The 15030-nt window shown below is 70.0% G+C and carries 15 protein-coding genes; 6 read left to right on the forward strand and 9 right to left on the reverse strand.

Translation table 11 applies throughout. The features are described 5' to 3' along the window. Positions 1–38: 38 nt before the first annotated feature. From I3V78_RS03275 to I3V78_RS03285, 3 genes are all read left to right on the forward strand, one after another. Positions 39–1667, forward strand: coding sequence for a hypothetical protein (locus I3V78_RS03275; RefSeq protein WP_239576274.1), 1629 nt, complete (start codon positions 39–41; stop codon positions 1665–1667). 84 nt (positions 1668–1751) lie between these two features. Further along, positions 1752–3062, forward strand: a complete 1311-nt coding sequence (locus I3V78_RS03280) for an AAA family ATPase (protein WP_204484857.1) — start codon at positions 1752–1754, stop codon at positions 3060–3062. Continuing rightward, the gene (locus tag I3V78_RS03285) at positions 3059–3547 is read left to right on the forward strand and encodes a hypothetical protein (RefSeq protein ID WP_204484858.1); all 489 of its coding nucleotides are present in this window, start codon (positions 3059–3061) and stop codon (positions 3545–3547) included. The genes I3V78_RS03280 and I3V78_RS03285 overlap by 4 nt, the downstream gene beginning before the upstream one ends. A 31-nt stretch (positions 3548–3578) precedes the next feature. Here I3V78_RS03285 and I3V78_RS03290 read toward each other — a convergent pair whose 3' ends face one another. The 4 genes from I3V78_RS03290 to I3V78_RS03305 form a co-directional block, all read right to left on the reverse strand. Then, the gene (locus I3V78_RS03290; RefSeq protein ID WP_204484859.1) at positions 3579–4646 is read right to left on the reverse strand and encodes a LamG domain-containing protein; all 1068 of its coding nucleotides are present in this window, start codon (positions 4644–4646) and stop codon (positions 3579–3581) included. 68 nt (positions 4647–4714) lie between these two features. Further along, on the reverse strand, positions 4715–7414 hold the full coding sequence (locus I3V78_RS03295) for an MGH1-like glycoside hydrolase domain-containing protein (RefSeq protein ID WP_204484860.1): 2700 nt from the start codon (positions 7412–7414) through the stop codon (positions 4715–4717). 36 nt (positions 7415–7450) lie between these two features. Beyond that, the gene (locus I3V78_RS03300) at positions 7451–9019 is read right to left on the reverse strand and encodes a hypothetical protein (RefSeq protein ID WP_204484861.1); all 1569 of its coding nucleotides are present in this window, start codon (positions 9017–9019) and stop codon (positions 7451–7453) included. A gap of 153 nt (positions 9020–9172) precedes the next feature. Beyond that, entirely contained in the window at positions 9173–9733 is a 561-nt protein-coding gene (locus I3V78_RS03305; protein WP_204484862.1) for a Uma2 family endonuclease, read from the reverse strand. 181 nt (positions 9734–9914) lie between these two features. On the opposite strand from I3V78_RS03305, the gene I3V78_RS03310 reads away from it, so the two are divergent. Then, the gene (locus I3V78_RS03310; protein ID WP_239576275.1) at positions 9915–10805 is read left to right on the forward strand and encodes an NmrA family NAD(P)-binding protein; all 891 of its coding nucleotides are present in this window, start codon (positions 9915–9917) and stop codon (positions 10803–10805) included. Here the strand turns inward: I3V78_RS03310 and I3V78_RS03315 are convergent. From I3V78_RS03315 to I3V78_RS03325, 3 genes are all read right to left on the reverse strand, one after another. After that, positions 10800–11150, reverse strand: a complete 351-nt coding sequence (locus I3V78_RS03315; RefSeq protein ID WP_204484864.1) for a VOC family protein — start codon at positions 11148–11150, stop codon at positions 10800–10802. The genes I3V78_RS03310 and I3V78_RS03315 overlap by 6 nt on opposite strands. 114 nt (positions 11151–11264) lie before the next feature. Further along, complete coding sequence (locus I3V78_RS03320) at positions 11265–11606, reverse strand: hypothetical protein (protein ID WP_204484865.1); 342 nt, start codon at positions 11604–11606, stop codon at positions 11265–11267. Positions 11607–11654: 48 nt separating this feature from the next. Beyond that, entirely contained in the window at positions 11655–12008 is a 354-nt protein-coding gene (locus I3V78_RS03325) for a hypothetical protein (RefSeq protein ID WP_204484866.1), read from the reverse strand. A gap of 451 nt (positions 12009–12459) precedes the next feature. Between I3V78_RS03325 and I3V78_RS03330 the strand changes: the two genes are divergently transcribed. After that, positions 12460–13032: a C1q-like domain-containing protein gene (locus I3V78_RS03330; protein WP_204484867.1), complete on the forward strand. Its 573-nt coding sequence runs from the start codon at positions 12460–12462 to the stop codon at positions 13030–13032. A 22-nt stretch (positions 13033–13054) separates the two neighbouring features. Here I3V78_RS03330 and I3V78_RS03335 read toward each other — a convergent pair whose 3' ends face one another. Both I3V78_RS03335 and I3V78_RS03340 read right to left on the reverse strand, forming a co-directional pair. Then, a complete protein-coding gene (locus I3V78_RS03335) occupies positions 13055–13624 on the reverse strand; it encodes a head protein (RefSeq protein WP_204484868.1) in 570 nt (189 codons plus the stop codon). Then, positions 13621–14238 (reverse strand): hypothetical protein, encoded by a 618-nt coding sequence (locus tag I3V78_RS03340; protein ID WP_204496962.1) that lies wholly within the window; start codon positions 14236–14238, stop codon positions 13621–13623. The genes I3V78_RS03335 and I3V78_RS03340 overlap by 4 nt, the downstream gene beginning before the upstream one ends. A 113-nt stretch (positions 14239–14351) precedes the next feature. Here I3V78_RS03340 and I3V78_RS03345 point away from each other — a divergent pair, with 113 nt between their 5' ends. Continuing rightward, on the forward strand, positions 14352–14999 hold the full coding sequence (locus I3V78_RS03345; protein ID WP_204484869.1) for a hypothetical protein: 648 nt from the start codon (positions 14352–14354) through the stop codon (positions 14997–14999). Positions 15000–15030: the final 31 nt, after the last annotated feature.

Consider the following 15030-nt stretch of genomic DNA (forward strand, 5'->3'; position numbering starts at 1 on the left):
ACCCCGGGGCGGCCCGGCCATGCGAGACTCCGCGCCCCATGTCGGCCCCGCTCCCGCTCCCGCCCGTGTCGTCCGCCCGTCCGTCGCTGTCCTGGCTCTGGGGGCTTGTCGGCTGGGCGGTGGCGGTGGGGCTCGCGCACCACGCGGTGCTGCGCTCGGGGCTGACGGTGCTGCAGGGGGACGAGGGGGACGTGCGCTTCGTGCACTACGTGCTGGAGCACGGCTGGCGCTTCGTGCACGGGGACGCGGGCCACGAGCGCTTCTGGGACGCGCCCTTCTTCTTCCCGGTGCGCAACACGGTGGCGTACTCGGACCCGCTGGTGGGCGTGCTGCCGCTGTACGCGGTCTGGCGGGCGCTGGGCGTGGGGCCGGACCGGGCCTTCGCGCTGTGGGTGCTCGCGGTGACGTCGCTCAACTTCTGGGCGGCGCGGTGGTTCCTCTCGCGGCCGGTGGGGGCGTCCGTGGGCGCGGCGACGGTGGGCGCGGTGCTGTTCGCCGCGGGGGCCTCGCGCATCAACCAGGCCAACCACGTGCAGCTCTTGCCCCAGTTCTACAGCCTGCTGGCGCTCGGCGCGGTGGTGATGCTCGCGCGCGCGGAGACGAGCCGCCAGGCGGGGGTGGGCTGGGCGGCGCTGCTGGTGGGCGGGAGCGTGGCGCAGCTGCTCGCGGGCTTCTACTGGGGCTGGTTCCTGGGCTTCTTCCTGGTGCTGGCGGGGCTGGTCGCGCTGGGCTTCCGGGACACGCGGGCGGTGCTCCTTGGGGGGCTGCGCCTGCACGGGCTGGCGCTCGTGGGCTGGGGGGTGGTGGGGGCGGTGGTGATCTGGCCGCTGGTGGGCCACAGCCTGGCGGCGGCGCGCGAGGTGGGGCTGCGCTCCTTCGGGGAGGCGGAGGGGATGATTCCGCGCTTCGCCACGTGGTTCCACATGGGGGATGCCAACTGGCTGTACGGGTGGACGGCCGGGTGGCGCGCCTTCGCGCGGCTGCCGGTGGAGGGCGAGCACCGGGTGGGGCTCGGGGTGCTCACGCCGGTGCTGGCGGGGGTGGGGCTGTGGCGCTTTCGCGAGCGGCCCCTGGCGCGGCTCTTGATGGGGGTGCTGCTGGTGACGGTGCTGCTCGCCACGCGCTACCGGGGCGGGTGGACGCCGTGGGTGGCGGTGTTCCACGGTTTTCCGGGCGGCAACGCGGTGCGGGCGGTGTGCCGCATGGGCGTGTGGTTGCTGGTGCCCGCGTCGGTGGGGGTGGCGCTCGCGCTCACGCGGCTGACGGACGCGGGGCGGGGTGGGGCGGCGGCGCTGCTCGGGGTGGGGTGCCTCCTGGAGCAGGGGGTGAGCGGGGCCACGTTCGATCCGGCGGTGCCGCGCGCGGACGCGCGGTGGGTGGCCGAGCAGGTGGGGCCCGACTGCCGCGCCTTCCTCTACACGCCCACGTTGGGCGGGCAGCCCACGTGGAAGTACCAGTTGGATGCGATGTGGGCGGGGCTCGAGCGGGGCGTGCCCACGGTGAATGGGTACTCGGGCAACGCGCCGCCGGGCTGGCGGTTCGATCCGGTGGTGCGCATCAACCCGGTGGACTCCACCCGGCTCAAGGTGGCGGAGCGGGAGTGGATCCAGTCCCGGGACCTGAACCCCACGACCCTGTGCCGCGTGGACGCCCGGCCGCCGCGCTGAGGCTTCGGCGAGGCTGGCCGGGTGAAATGGCGGGGGTGCGGCCCGTGCCGTACATTGCCGCCCAACTCCACCGGACAGGCCGTCATGCTCCAGAGCATCACCCTCGAGAACTTCAAGAGCTACAAGTCCGCGACGCTTCCGCTCGCCGAGTTGACGGTGCTCATTGGCGCCAACGCATCCGGGAAGAGCAACCTCATCGAGGCGATTCAACTGCTGGCCTGGATCGCCAAGGGGCGCCGGCTGAGCGACTTGGTGATGGTGCTCAAGGACAGAGAACTCTCGGTGCGAGGCACGCCGCTCAACCTTGCTGACAAAGGCGGGGAACCGCTCAGCTTCTACTGTGACGTCACGGATGATTCAGGCCCCGACCTCCACTTCCAGATGCAACTGGATGTGGATGAACTGGGCATGCGGATTGTGAATGAGTCGCTGTGGATGGGTGACACTGGGGTGCCGCTGTACCAACTTGAGAAGCCCGCGACGACGCCCAGTAACGACGTCCAGGTTGCCTACAACAACTTCGCGAGAGGTGGGAAGAAGCCACGCGTCACCTGCATCGATCAACAGGCGGTCTTTACTCAGTTGACGACGCCCGCGCGGTTCGGGAGCGCACACGCACGCTCCCAGAAGGAAATCCCCGGGGCAGCCGAGCGCCTCAGACGCACACTAAACGCCGTGCTCTTCCTGGACCCTGTTCCAGGGCGAATGCGTGACTACAGTTTCGTGGTGGAACGCAATCTGCGGGGAGATGGCGCCAACGTCTCGGCGGTGCTCCATGAACTTTGTCAGACCAGAAGAGGAAATGGCGAGGTTCTCGAGTTCGTCCGTTCCCTCCCCGAGCAAGACATCCTGGGTATTGACTTCCTGGAGGGCCCTCGCGGGGAAGTGATGGTGAAGCTGAGAGAGTCGTTTGGCGGGCGGGTTCGCGAGACGGATGCCGCGCTTCTCTCCGATGGTACGCTGCGAGTGCTCGCAGTCGCTGCGGCGCTCCTATCGGTTCCCGAAGGTTCTATGGTTGTTATCGAGGAGATCGATAACGGAGTCCATCCGAGCCGCGCCGAGAGCTTGCTCAACCGCATTCAAGCCGTGGCGAAGGAGCGAGCCTTGCGCGTGCTCTTGACCACACATAATCCCGCCCTTCTCGACGCGATTCCCGTGGATTCCATCCCGGACGTGGTCGCCTGTTACCGGGATCCAGAGCAGGGCGACAGTCGGCTGGTGCGGCTGCAGGATTTGGAGCGATACCCAGACCTAGTGGCGCAAGGTCCCATCGGGAAGCTCGTGACCAAGGGGATTCTTGACCGCTTCCTCAAGAATCCTCCGAGTCCTGAAAAGGACGTCCAAGATACCCAGGATTTGTTGGCGTTTCTCCGGCGACCGGGGGATGCCCCATGAGCAGTTGCGTGGTGTTGATCGATACGAGCGTGCTCCTCGAGATCCTCGATGTGCCGAGCAAGAGCTCGGATCCCGAGTCCTTTCGAGGCGAGCTGGCGGACATGGTCGAGTCAAAAACGCACACGCTGCTGCTCCCCATGACGTCCATTCTGGAGACGGGAAATCACATCGGCCAGTGTTCGCCGAACGGCGGTCAAAGGCGAAGGGCCGCCGAGAGTTTCGTGGAATTCGTTGGACGGGCGCTCAAGGGCAGGGCTCCTTTTCGCCCCACGCCCTTCTTCGAGGCCCAGGAACTCGCGACGTGGCTCGCCGAGTTCCCGGATTGGGCCATGCGCTCGGACGCCAAGAAAAAGGGCAGCGGTTTTGGAGACCTGACCATCCAGAAGGAGTGGGAGCGGCAGTGCGATCTCAATCCGAGGCGGCGGGTCTACATCTGGTCGTTGGACGCGCAGCTCCAGAAATACGACAGACCCCCCGCCCTCTGAGGACGAGTCCTAACCCCCGCTCCTCAAGTCCTCACCACTCGCTCGGCCACCACCAGTCGTCCCGAGGCAGCTCCTTGCAGGTGCCGGAGCGGCCCGCGGCGTGGAGCTTCTTGCGGGTCGTGGGGGAGAGGTAGCGGTTGTAGAGCGAGAACTCGTCCATCCCGAAGTCGAAGGCCTGCGGGATGCCCGCGGTGCTCCGCCCGAAATACACGTCACTCGTGTTCGTCAGGTCCGGCACGCCCGGGAACTGCCAGGTCGTGGGGGTTCCCACCTGCCCATCCACGTCGAACGCCACGTGCATGGTCGACAGCGAACCCTGCCAGTTGAAGGAGACGGCGATGTGATGCCACGCCCCGGGGTTCTGCTCGATGACCGTGGCGGAGGAGGCCGTATAGACCGCGGAGGTGCCGTTCCAGACCTGGGCCTGGAGCTTCCGGTCGACCAGCCGGATCTCGAAGCCCCGGGTGACACCGGCGGTGGTCTTGACCTTGCTCACGAGCACGCGCGGCCCGTTGTAGCTCTGGTTGGGATACAGCTGAATCCAGCCCTCGAAGGTGAAGGGGGCGTTGGCGAAGTTCAAGGCGGCCGCATGCGGCACCGCCACATACCCGCCGTTCGTGCGCCACGCACGCGCCACCTTGCCCGCGAGCAGCAGGCTGCCCGAGCCGCTGTCCGTGGCGTAGCGGTCGACCTGGTTCACCCGCCCGGTCGAGAGGTCATAGAACTCGCCGTAGCCCTGGTGCTCGTCGAAGCTCCACCACCCCACGCTGCCGCTGGGCTTGTCGATGCAGGACAGACAGCCGAAGTCGCCGGGGGTGACGGCCGACCAGTTGCCCTGCCCCTGGGGGGCCTCCATCACCTGGGTGCGGTAGGGCTCCTCCAGACAGACGGCGCAGAAGCCCGCGTTGCTCACGGGCAACAGGTGGGCGGAGGCGCAAAGGCCGGCGTTCTCCCAGTTGCGGAACTGGCAGCCCCGCCGCACACCCGTCGGGTCCTTGAGCTCCACGCCGTCCGGACACACCCCCCCGGCCGCCGCGTTCGTGCCCATGGACAGCAGTACCGCCAGACACAGCCTCGACAGACCCCGCGCGATGCGCATGTGTTTCTCCTGGTTCGCGCGCCGAGCCTACTGCCGGGTCGCCGCGCGCCTCAATCCCCCGCGCCCGTTCACGCCCCCCGGTGCCGCGCGAGGCACTGCACCACGAGCGCCGTCCAGCCCGTCTGGTGACTGGCCCCGAGCCCGCGGCCGGTGTCGCCGTGGAAGTACTCGTGGAAGAGCACGAGCTCGCGGAAGGCGGGGTCGTCCACATAGCGCGAGTCCTCGCCGTGGAAGGGGCGTCGGCCGGAGGCATCCGGGAGGAACAGGCGGGACAGGCGCGAGGACAGCTCGCGCGCCACCTGGGCCAGGTTCATCCACGTGCCCGAGCCCGTGGGGCACTCCACCTGGAAGTCCTCGCCATAGAAGTGGTGGTAGCGCTCCAGGGCCTCGATGAGCAGGTAGTTGAGGGGGAACCACACCGGCCCGCGCCAGTTGGAGTTGCCGCCGAACATGCCGCTGTCCGAGTCGCCGGGCACGTAGGCCACGCGGTGCTCCTCGCTGCCCGCGTGGAAGACGAAGGGCGCCTCGGCGTGCAGGCGCGACAGCGAGCGGATGCCGTGCTCGGACAGGAACTCGCGCGGGTCGAGCACCCGCCGCAGCACACGCTCCAGGCGCTCGCGCGAGGGAATGGCGAGCAGGCGCCGGCCGCCGAGCCCCGTGCGCTGGCACACGGCCATGTACGAGGTGTTCTGCGCCAGGTCCGCGCGGTTCTCCAGGAACCAGCGCAGGCGCTTGGCGAAGCCCGGCAGCCGCTCGAGGAGCCGGTCCTCCAGCACCTCCGCGGCGAACAGCGGCACGAGCCCCACCATGGAGCGCACCCGGAGCAGCCGCGGGGGCTGCCCCTCCTGCTTGAGCTCGTCGTAGTAGAAGCCGTCCTCCTCGTCCCACAGGCCCGTGCCGCCCAGGTGGTTCATGGCGTCCACGATGGCCACGAAGTGCTCGAAGAACTTGGAGGCGATGTCCTCGTAGGCCGGGTCCTCCTGGGCGAGCTCCAGGGCCATGGAGAGCATGGTGGTGCAGAAGAAGGCCATCCACGCGGTGCCATCGGCCTGGTTCAGGTGGCCGCCGGTGGGCAGGGGCTTGGAGCGATCGAACACGCCGATGTTGTCCAGGCCGAGAAAGCCTCCGGAGAAGAGGTTGAGCCCGTCCACGTCCTTGCGGTTCACCCACCAGGTGAAGTTGAGCAGGAGCTTGTGGAAGGCGCGCTTGAGGAAGAGCCGGTCGCGCTGGCCGTGCGCGCCGGTGAGCTTGTAGACGCGCCAGCAGGCCCAGGCGTGCACGGGCGGGTTCACGTCGGAGAACTCGAACTCGTACGCGGGGATCTGCCCGTTGGGGTGCATGAACCACTCGCGCAGGAAGAGCAGCAATTGCTCCTTGGCGAAGTGCGGGTCCAGCCGCGCGAAGGGGACCATGTGGAAGGCCGTGTCCCACGCGGCGTACCAGGGGTACTCCCATTTGTCGGGCACGGAGATGATGTCGCGGTTGTAGAGGTGGCCCCAGTCGCGGTTGCGGCCCTGGAGGCGCTCGGGGGGCGGCGCGGGGTGGGCGGGGTCTCCCTCCTGCCAGGGCTTCACCGCGTAGTGGTAGAACTGCTTGGTCCACAAGAGCCCCGCGCAGGCCTGCCGCGCCACGCGCCGCTCCTCGTCGCTCAGGGCCGCGGGGAGCCGGGTGGCGTAGAACGCGTCCGCCTCGGCGTGGCGCTGGGCGAACACGGTGTCGAACCCCTCGCCAAAGGGAGCGGCGGGCGCGGTGGGGGCGGCGGGGGCTTCCAGCACGAGCCGCAACTCCAGCGTGGCCGAGCCGCCCGCGGGCACCTCCAGGACAGCGTGGAACGCGGCCTTGGTGCCCTCCTGGGCGGGGTTGAGGGCCTCGGGGCGCCCGTGCACCACGGCCTCGTGGAAGGCGTCCTTCACGTGGGGCGAGCGGTTGGGCACGCCGTGCAGCCGCTGGAAGTTCGTCTCGTTGTCGGTGAACAGGCGCGCGAGGGGCGGGGCGCCAGTGGGGGCGCGGGCGTGGAGCCGCCAGGCGCCGAGCGAGTCGTGGGTGGCGCGCACCGCGTCCTCGCCGTGGGCGGTGATGCGGGGGAGGGACCAGTAGCCCTCGCCCTCGCGGCCCCAGGCCCACGTGTTGCGAAACCAGAGCGTGGGCAGCACGTGGAGGCGCGCGGCCTCGGGGCCGTGGTTGACCACGGTGACGCGGATGAGCAGGTCGTCCGGGGCGGCCTTGGCGTACTCGGCGAAGACGTCGAAGTAGCGGCGCTCGTGGAAGACGCCCGTGTCGGCGAGCTCGAACTCGGGGGCGAGCCGGCCGCGGTGCTGGTTCTCGCGCTCCAGGCGCTCGTAGGGGAAGGCGGCCTGGGGGTACTTGTAGAGCGCCTTCATGTACGAGTGGGTCGGCGTGGAGTCGAGGTAGAAGTACTCCTCCTTCACGTCCTCGCCGTGGTTGCCCTGGGGCCCGGTGAGGCCGAAGAGGCGCTCCTTGAGGATGGCGTCGCGCTCGTTCCACAGGGCGAGGGCGAAGCACAGGCGGCCCTGGCGGTCGGTGATGCCGAGCAGGCCGTCCTCGCCCCAGCGGTAGGCGCGGCTGCGCGCGTGGTCATGGGGGAAGGCGGTCCAGTTGTCCCCGCGCGCGGAGTAGTCCTCGCGCACGGTGCCCCACTGGCGCTCGGCCAGGTAGGGCCCCCACCGCTTCCAGTTGGCCCCGCGGTGCTCGTCCTCCACCAACCGCATTGCCTCGGCGCCCAGCGCCCGTGTCGAAGCCTGGCTCATGGGGCGCCACTCTAGTCCGCCGACGGGCCCCCGCCTTCAGGGACAGGTGCCGCCGCCGCCGTTCTCCTCGAGGGTGCCCGGGCCCGTGTAGCCCAGGGCGCGCAGCCGCCGCAGCAGCCCGTCCGCCTCACACGCGGGCAGCACCGCGTTCTGGCTGACGGTGAGCGGGCCCGTGAGCGAACGCAGGGCGCCCAACCCCGTGAGCCGCCGCAGGGCGTAGCCCTCGCGCACGGTCAGCGCGCCGCCAATCCGCTCGAGCGCATCGAGCCCGGACAGCGACCCCAACGACCTGTGGTTGAGCACGGAGACGTCCCCGCCCACCGTGGTGAGCGCCCCCAGGCCCGCGAGCCGCTCCAGGGAGATGTTGCCCGCCAGTTCCAGGGAGCCGGGGATGGCGCCGAGCCCCTCCAAGCCCGTGAGGTCCCGCAGCTCGGCGTTGTAGCGCACCCGGACGTTCGCTCCGACGTCGCGCAGGGCGCTCAGCCCCACGAGGCTGACGAGCTCGGTGTCATGGATGTCCACCGAGCCGCCCACCCGGGTCAGGGCTCCGAGTCCCTGGAGCCCCTGGAGCAGGGGCAGGGTGTCGAGGGAGAGGTCGCCTTGGATCTCCTGGAGGCTCCGCAGCCCCTGGAGGCTCGTGAGCGCGGGCAGGTCCCGGAGCGAGAACAGAATGCCCCCGATGAAGCGCAGCGCGCGCAGCCCCTCCAGATGGGCCAGCCGCTCCTGGCGCCGGATGAGCACCGCGCCCTCCACCCGCTCCAGGTGGCGCAGACCCTCCAGGTCCGTGAGCCGTGGATTGCCCACCAGGCTGAGCGAGGACGCCAGCCGGGTCACCCCCGAGAAGGCCACCACCCGGGTCATCGCGCCGTTGCCGGTGAGCGACAGCCCGCCCAGCACCGTCACCCGGGGGAAGCCCTCGAGCGCGGGCAGGGCGTTCAGGGAGTCGATCGAGAGTTCCTGAACGATGGTGGTGAGCTGGGGCAGCTCTGGGAGCGCGGCGAGCCGGGGGCTGTCCTGGATCCGCAGATTCCGGCCCACGTGCTGCAACCGCTCGAAACCCTCCACCTGTTCGAGGCGGGGGTTGTTGCCGATCGCGAGGCTCCCCTCCACGCGCGTCAGGGCATTCCACCCCGCGATGTGCGTGAGCGCGTCATTGTAGGACAGGCTGATGTCCCCCCCGACGGACTCGAGCGCGGGAGGGCCCTCCGCCCGGAGGAGGGACGGGTTGGACTCGATGCGCAGGTCGCCGCCGACGTGACTCAAGGCGCGCAAGCCGTCCAGGCCCGTGAGGGCCGACTGGCGCACGCTGAGGTCGCCGCCGACATGACGCAAGGAGCGCAGGCCGTCCAGCGCCGTCACGGACGAATGGTCCAGGAGCACGTTGCCGCGCACGGAGGTGAGCTGGGCGAGGGGCTCGAGGTCCGTGGACTCCGCGAACTGGAGGTCGAGGCTGCCCCTCAGCTCCACGCACCCGCGCAGCGCCTCGAGCTCCGCGGCCGTGCGCACGATCTGGTCGCCCTCGAGCACCCCGGGGGGCGTGCCCGCGTCGGGCGTCTCCGGGAACGGCTCTCCTGGGGAGGGGTGGCCGGCGTCGGTCTCGGGCACGGGGGGCTCCGGCGGCGCGGTGGGCGTGGGCCCGCATGCGAGGAGCAGTGAGCAGGTGAGGACAACGAGGCGTGCGCGCAAGACCTTCCCCCAGGTGTGTCGAGACAGGCCGAGGGTCTACCCGCGCGGTCTGACCTCCGGGACGACGGGACCTCAAAGCCAGAGGGCGGCGAGCTGGAGCGCCACGGCCTGGAAGGGCTCGGCATGCACCGTGCCCGGGCCTTGGTGGGTGGCCACGCTCGACCAACCTCCGGCCCCCCAGCGCAGCACGTCCAGGGTACGGGTGAGGGGCTCCACGAGCCAGACGTGGCCCACGCCCTCGCGGTGGTAGCGCGGGAGCTTGCGCTCGCGATCCACGGCCTGCGTGGAGGGGGAGAGCACCTCGCACACCCAGTCGGGTGCCACGGTCATGAAGGGGGTGCTGGGAGCCGGGGGCCCGGGCAATCGCTCGCGGCGCCAGCCCGCCAGGTCCGGCACCAGGACGTCACGGCCCAGGTGGATCTCCGGCTCGAAGAAGAGCCACCAACCGCCCGGCCCGCCCTGTCCCAGATCGAAAGGACCCCCGAGCTGCGTGCCCAGCATGGAGCACACCCGCGCGTGGCCGAGCGCGGGCCTGGGCGCGGCCACCAGCTCGTCCTCCAGGAGTTCTCCCACCCACCCCACCGGCAGCGCCTCGATGTCCTCGTAGGTCGCCGGCTTCTTGCGCTGGCCCATGTCCACGCCTCCCGTCCCGGGCCCCGATGCACGGCCCGCGCCGCGCGCCATCCTACGGGAGCCTCCGACCTGGACGCCACGGAAGTCCACGTCCCAGGTCATGTCCGTCCACCTGTCCGGACGGGTGGGCCTCGGGCGCCGGGGCTCGTGGGGCGGAGGGGGGCGCCTTATGTTGCCCGGCATGACGGACACGACGGTGGTGCTGGCGGGGGGAACGGGGGACCTGGGGGGGAGAATCGCCCAGGCGCTGGTGAATCGGGGGGCCGCCGTGAGGGCCCTCGTGCGCCCCGGCTCCCGGGTGGGCGAGCTCCAGGGCCCCGGCATCACCCGCGTGGAGGTGGACTTCGCGGACGGGGACGCGCTCGCGCGGGCCTGCGCGGGCGCGGGGTGCGTCGTGTCCGCGCTGAGCGGCCTGCACGAGGTCATCGTCGAGGCGCAGGGGCGGCTGCTCGACGCGGCGGTGCGCGCGGGCGTGCCGCGCTTCATCCCCTCGGACTATTCCATCGACTACACCCGGCTGCCCCCGGGCTCCAACCGCAACCTGGCGCTGCGCCGCGAGTTCAAGGCACGGCTGGACGCGGCGCCCCTCCGGGTCACGTCCATTCTCAATGGCGCGTTCGCGGACCTGCTCACGGGCCAGGCGCCGCTCATCCTCTTCAAGCTCCGGCGGGTGCTGTACTGGGAGAACCCGGACCAGCGCATGGACTTCACCACCCAGGACGACGTGGCGGCCTTCACCGCGGCGGCGGCGATGGATCCGGACACGCCGCGCGTCTTGCGCATCGCGGGCATGTCGGTGAGCGCGCGCGACCTGGCGGCGGTGATGGAGGCGGTGACGGGGCAGCGCCATGGCCTCGTGCGCGCGGGGAGCCTGCGCCGGCTCACGTGGCTCATCCGGGTGGCGCGCCGCCTCGCGCCGCGGCCCGGCGCGCTCTACCCGCCGTGGCAGGGCATGCAGTACCTGCACGGCATGTTCAGCGGGGACGGCAAGCTCGAGCCGCTGGACAATGGCCGCTACCCGGAGCTGCGCTGGACGGGGGCCCGCGAGGTGCTGGCGGCGCCGCGCTCATGAGCCGGGCTGGGACTCGACCAGGGTGACCTCGTTGCCATCCGGATCGCGCAGGAGGGCATAGCGGATGAAGCCGGGAATCTCCTTCAGGGACTCGGGCTCGATGTGCTGGGCGCGGAGCTGGGCGAGCGTCGGCTCGAGGTCCTGGATGACGAGGGCGAGCGCGCACGACCCCGCGCGCTCGGGATTCGCGATGACCTGCACGGTGGCGCCGGGACTGGTGGTCCACTCCCGGCAGCCCGGCATGGGCGCCTGATCGAAGGCGCGGGCGAACAGCGAGCGATACCAGGGCAGGGCCCGCTCCAGGTCACGCACGTACAGGGTGGTGAGGGGGTTGGTGGTCTTCACGGCGACGCCTCCTTTCCGTGGAGGTGCGCACGCACGAGCGGCCGTGCAGGGCTCGGCCGCTCGCCGTGCGGCCCGGGGGGTTGCCTCATCCCCCGGGAAACTCAGGCCTCGGGACTAGCAGTCATCCCACTTGGCGCCCACGAAGCCCAGCTTGTGGTTGTCGCACCAGTATTTGCCGTAGTTCTTGCAGTTGCCGTAGGTGATGGTCCTGAAGGGACCGTGCCACTTCTGGTCGGAGCACTTGGTGTAGCAGCAGGCATTGAGCTCGCCCACCGTGCCGGGCTCGGCGCGGTCGGCGCCCGGGAGCTGGGAGTCATCCGCCAGGGGCTCGGAGGGACTGGCGTTCTCGGAGGGCGCGGGCACGTCCCGCGAGGACTCCGGCTCCGAGCCGCCGCAGCCCGTGACCAGCAGGGTTCCCACCAACACCAGACCAAGACCCGTGAATCCGTTCTTCATGAACGTCTCTCTTTCATTGGGGATGCGAGGGATGGATGCGGCTCGGCGTTAACAGCCCTTCCAGGTGTAGCCGGCGTAGCCGCCGTGTTTGTGCGCGGGGCAGAAGTACCGGCCGTACTCCGGGCAGCTGTTGTACCGGACGCTCGCGAAGGGCCCGTACCAATTGCCGTCCGCGCACTTCACGTGGCAGCACTGACCCACGGCCTTGTTCTGGTTGAAGGCGGTGTCCTCCTGTTCCTGTCCCAGCCCGGAGTCGTCCTGCTCCGGTGCGATGGGGGTGAACAGCTCCTCGCCGCCGCCGACCGCCTGGGCTTGGGGCTCCTCCGCCCGCGCGTCGCCGCAGCCCGTGGCGAGCGCCGCGCCCAACAGGGAAAGACACACCACACCGAGAGTCTTCTTCATTGAGGCCTCCTGGGGTTGTGGACGGAGCCCGGTGGAGTCCGGACCCCCCGCGCACTCGCGGGACCGTGAATCAGCGGCTTTCCGCGAATGCCACTCCTGATATGGGAGTCCGGTTCAAGACAGACAAGCACCCACGGACAGTGCGTCTCCGACCCTGTTGGAGAGCAGGCAGGCGAGCGTCGCCGACAGAGGAGGACGCATAGTCCCGAGCTGAGGCACCTCGTGAGGTTCATCGAGCGCCGTCCGCTCGTGCCCATGCGGACGATGGGCGTCCTGGCAGGACACAGTGTGAAAGAGAAACCTTTTGCGTCGCGTTGTGTGGAACGGGAGGAGTTGGCTCCAGACCCTGGGGGTCTCTCCTCTCCCGTCGTTGTTCGAGCGTGCGCTGTGTCGGTTCTCCTTCATTTCTTCTTCAAGGAGCTTGCCCATGCGGAGTGATGGATTGTCGTTGATGGGATGGGTTGGTGTCGCGCTGTTGTGGAGCGCCTCGGTGGGGAGCGCGCACGCGGAGGAGCCGCGAGTCGAGGTGCCCGATTACAAGACCGTGGACTCCGCGCTGTCCCGGACCCTCGCGACGCCCTCCTGTCCCGCCAATGGAATCGTGGCGTTCACCGCGGTGGGCAGTGGTCACGTGTCCCAGGGCGCCGCCACGCTCCTGGGCTATTCCGGTGCCTACTCGAATGTGGGCGGCGCTTGGACACCCGGAGGCGGAACGTTCATCGCGCCGTGCGCCGGGCTTTACGTCTTCACTGTGTCGTTGGTGAACGACCCGTACTACAACGGGGGCACGAACGACGATGTGTATTCATGTCTCACCCAGAATGGCGAGAGCAAGGGCTGCGCCATGGCGGGACAGACCCGTGATGGCGATCGGATGACGGGAACGCATACGGTGGCGCTGGTCCTGGAGCCAGGGGATTACGTCCAGTCCTTCGCGTCGAGCGATGGTTCGTACAAGCGCAACATCCTCAGGTATGAGTTCACGGGCTTCCTGGTGAAGTCCATCGGCACGCCGAATCCGTGAGGGCTCGTGGTGCCTCCACACTTCATGGCGGAAGTCCTTCGGACCTGGGCAGGGCATACACGGCGCGGACGCCCACCCGGTAATGGTAGACGGCGAGGTGCTCCTGGCCCGCGATCTGGATGACGACCTGTCGAGGGGGGTCGGGCTGGGCGTCGAGCCAAGCTTGGGCCTCCTCGTGGGTTCGGAACGTGGCGGCGGGAGGAGGAAGGCCCGCGCGCACCCGGTCGGCGAGGTAGAACTCCAGCACGGGATGGGACACCAACCGGCGGTGCTGGAGCTCGGGCAGGTCCATGACGACGTGATACTCGCCGGAGACCAGGACGTAGGCCTGGTGAGGCGGGTGGGGGTGGTGCTTCAACCAGGCGTCCGCGGCGTGCCGCGTCTCGAAGGTGGCGACGACGAGCGGCGGGGCCTCGTCCTCCAGGCTCTGGCGATAGGCCGCGAAGTCATGCACCTGACCCGACGCGGCGAGGAATCGCAGGGCATCCATGGCGATGAGCAACTGCTCCCGCTCCTCGGGAACGCGCGGCTCCTCGCGCAACCGGCCGAGCAGGTCCTGGGCACGCAAGGCGAGTTCTCCGGTGCTGCTCATGGGGTCTCCTTCGCCATGAGGGGCTCGGGGACGGCCGTGGGCGCGGCGAGGAGCACCGCGGGAACGAGCAGGAGGGCCCCCGCACTGGCCGAGACCACCACGAAGGCCACTCCCGCGACGATGATGACCCCGCCCACCCGGACCACGTCGCCGTGTTGCTTCAGCCACGCCACGGCAGAGTCCGCGGTGGTGAATTCGCGCGCTTGAAGCTCCTGGAGCTTCGTGCAGTCGCGATAGGCGGGCATGCACTGCTCATTGCAGTAGACCTCCTTGCCACCTCGGCCACGTCCTCCCGAGGTGATGTGACCATAGCCAGGAGGCAGTGGGCGGCTCATGCACTCGCGGATGCACGCGCGGTTCTCCTCATCGCAATCCCGCTGTCCACTCCTCGTGAGCACGACACGTGGCGTCGGGCGTTGGTAGGGCGAGAGGTCGATGTCCTCGGCGCGTTTCCACTGGGCCGTGCGCTCCCCGCTCGGGCGCGTGTCGATGAAGAGCACGTGGCGCGTGAGCTCCTCCACTCGAGAGGGTGCGGGACCGGGAGGGGTGACGCACGCGCTCAGCAAGAGCATGAGCCCGATGCACGCCCGGGCCGTGTTCGTGGTGGAAGACATGGGGGAGGGATGATGGCCGGGGGCGATGATGCTGCTCTGGGAAACGCGCCTGGGTGTCCTGGACTGGACGGCGGTGGGCGTCGGCTGGCCCGGGCCCTGCACAACCCCCGGGCATGACCCGCTCCCTGTGTCTCCTCGCCCTCACCTTGCTGCTCCCGCCGCTCGCGGCCTGCCACGGCCGGGACGCGCGACCCACGGCCGCTCCCGCCGAGACGCCCCTGCCGGACGTCTTCGGGCCGCTCGACTGGAGCACCGACGCGGCCCGCCTGCGCGCGCGCTTCCCGGAGGCGCGCGTGGTGGAGGGCCCGGGCGCCGACACGCTCACGACCTGGGAGACCGTGGCCACGAACGCACACCTGGAGCCCTTCGGCCCGGTGGAGCTCCAGGTGCTGGGTTATCCGGGCCAGCGCCCGGTGATGCTCATCCTCCAGCGCACGGACGACCCCTTCGAGGAGTGTGTCTCTGGCGACGCACCCGCGCGGGCCGCGTGTGTGGCGCGGAGGGACCACGAGCGCCGCGCCCTCCACGACACGCTGGAGGCGCGGCTCGTGTCGCTGCACGGCCCGGGCACGCTCGGCCCCCTCATGTCCGACGCGGTGCCCGAGGCGGGCGACCCCGTGGATCCCGAGCAGGCCGAGCGGACGTGGGCGCTGCCCGGCCTGACGCTGCGGCTGGCGATCGGCTTGGACCCGCGCTTCCACCAGCCGAGGATGGTCCGGCTCATCGCCTCGCGTGACCCGTCCTATCCCTACCCCTATTAGCCGCCCCGCGGCGGGCGGGCGGCCCTCGCGC

Source organism: Archangium primigenium (assembly GCF_016904885.1).
GTDB lineage: Bacteria > Myxococcota > Myxococcia > Myxococcales > Myxococcaceae > Cystobacter > Cystobacter primigenius.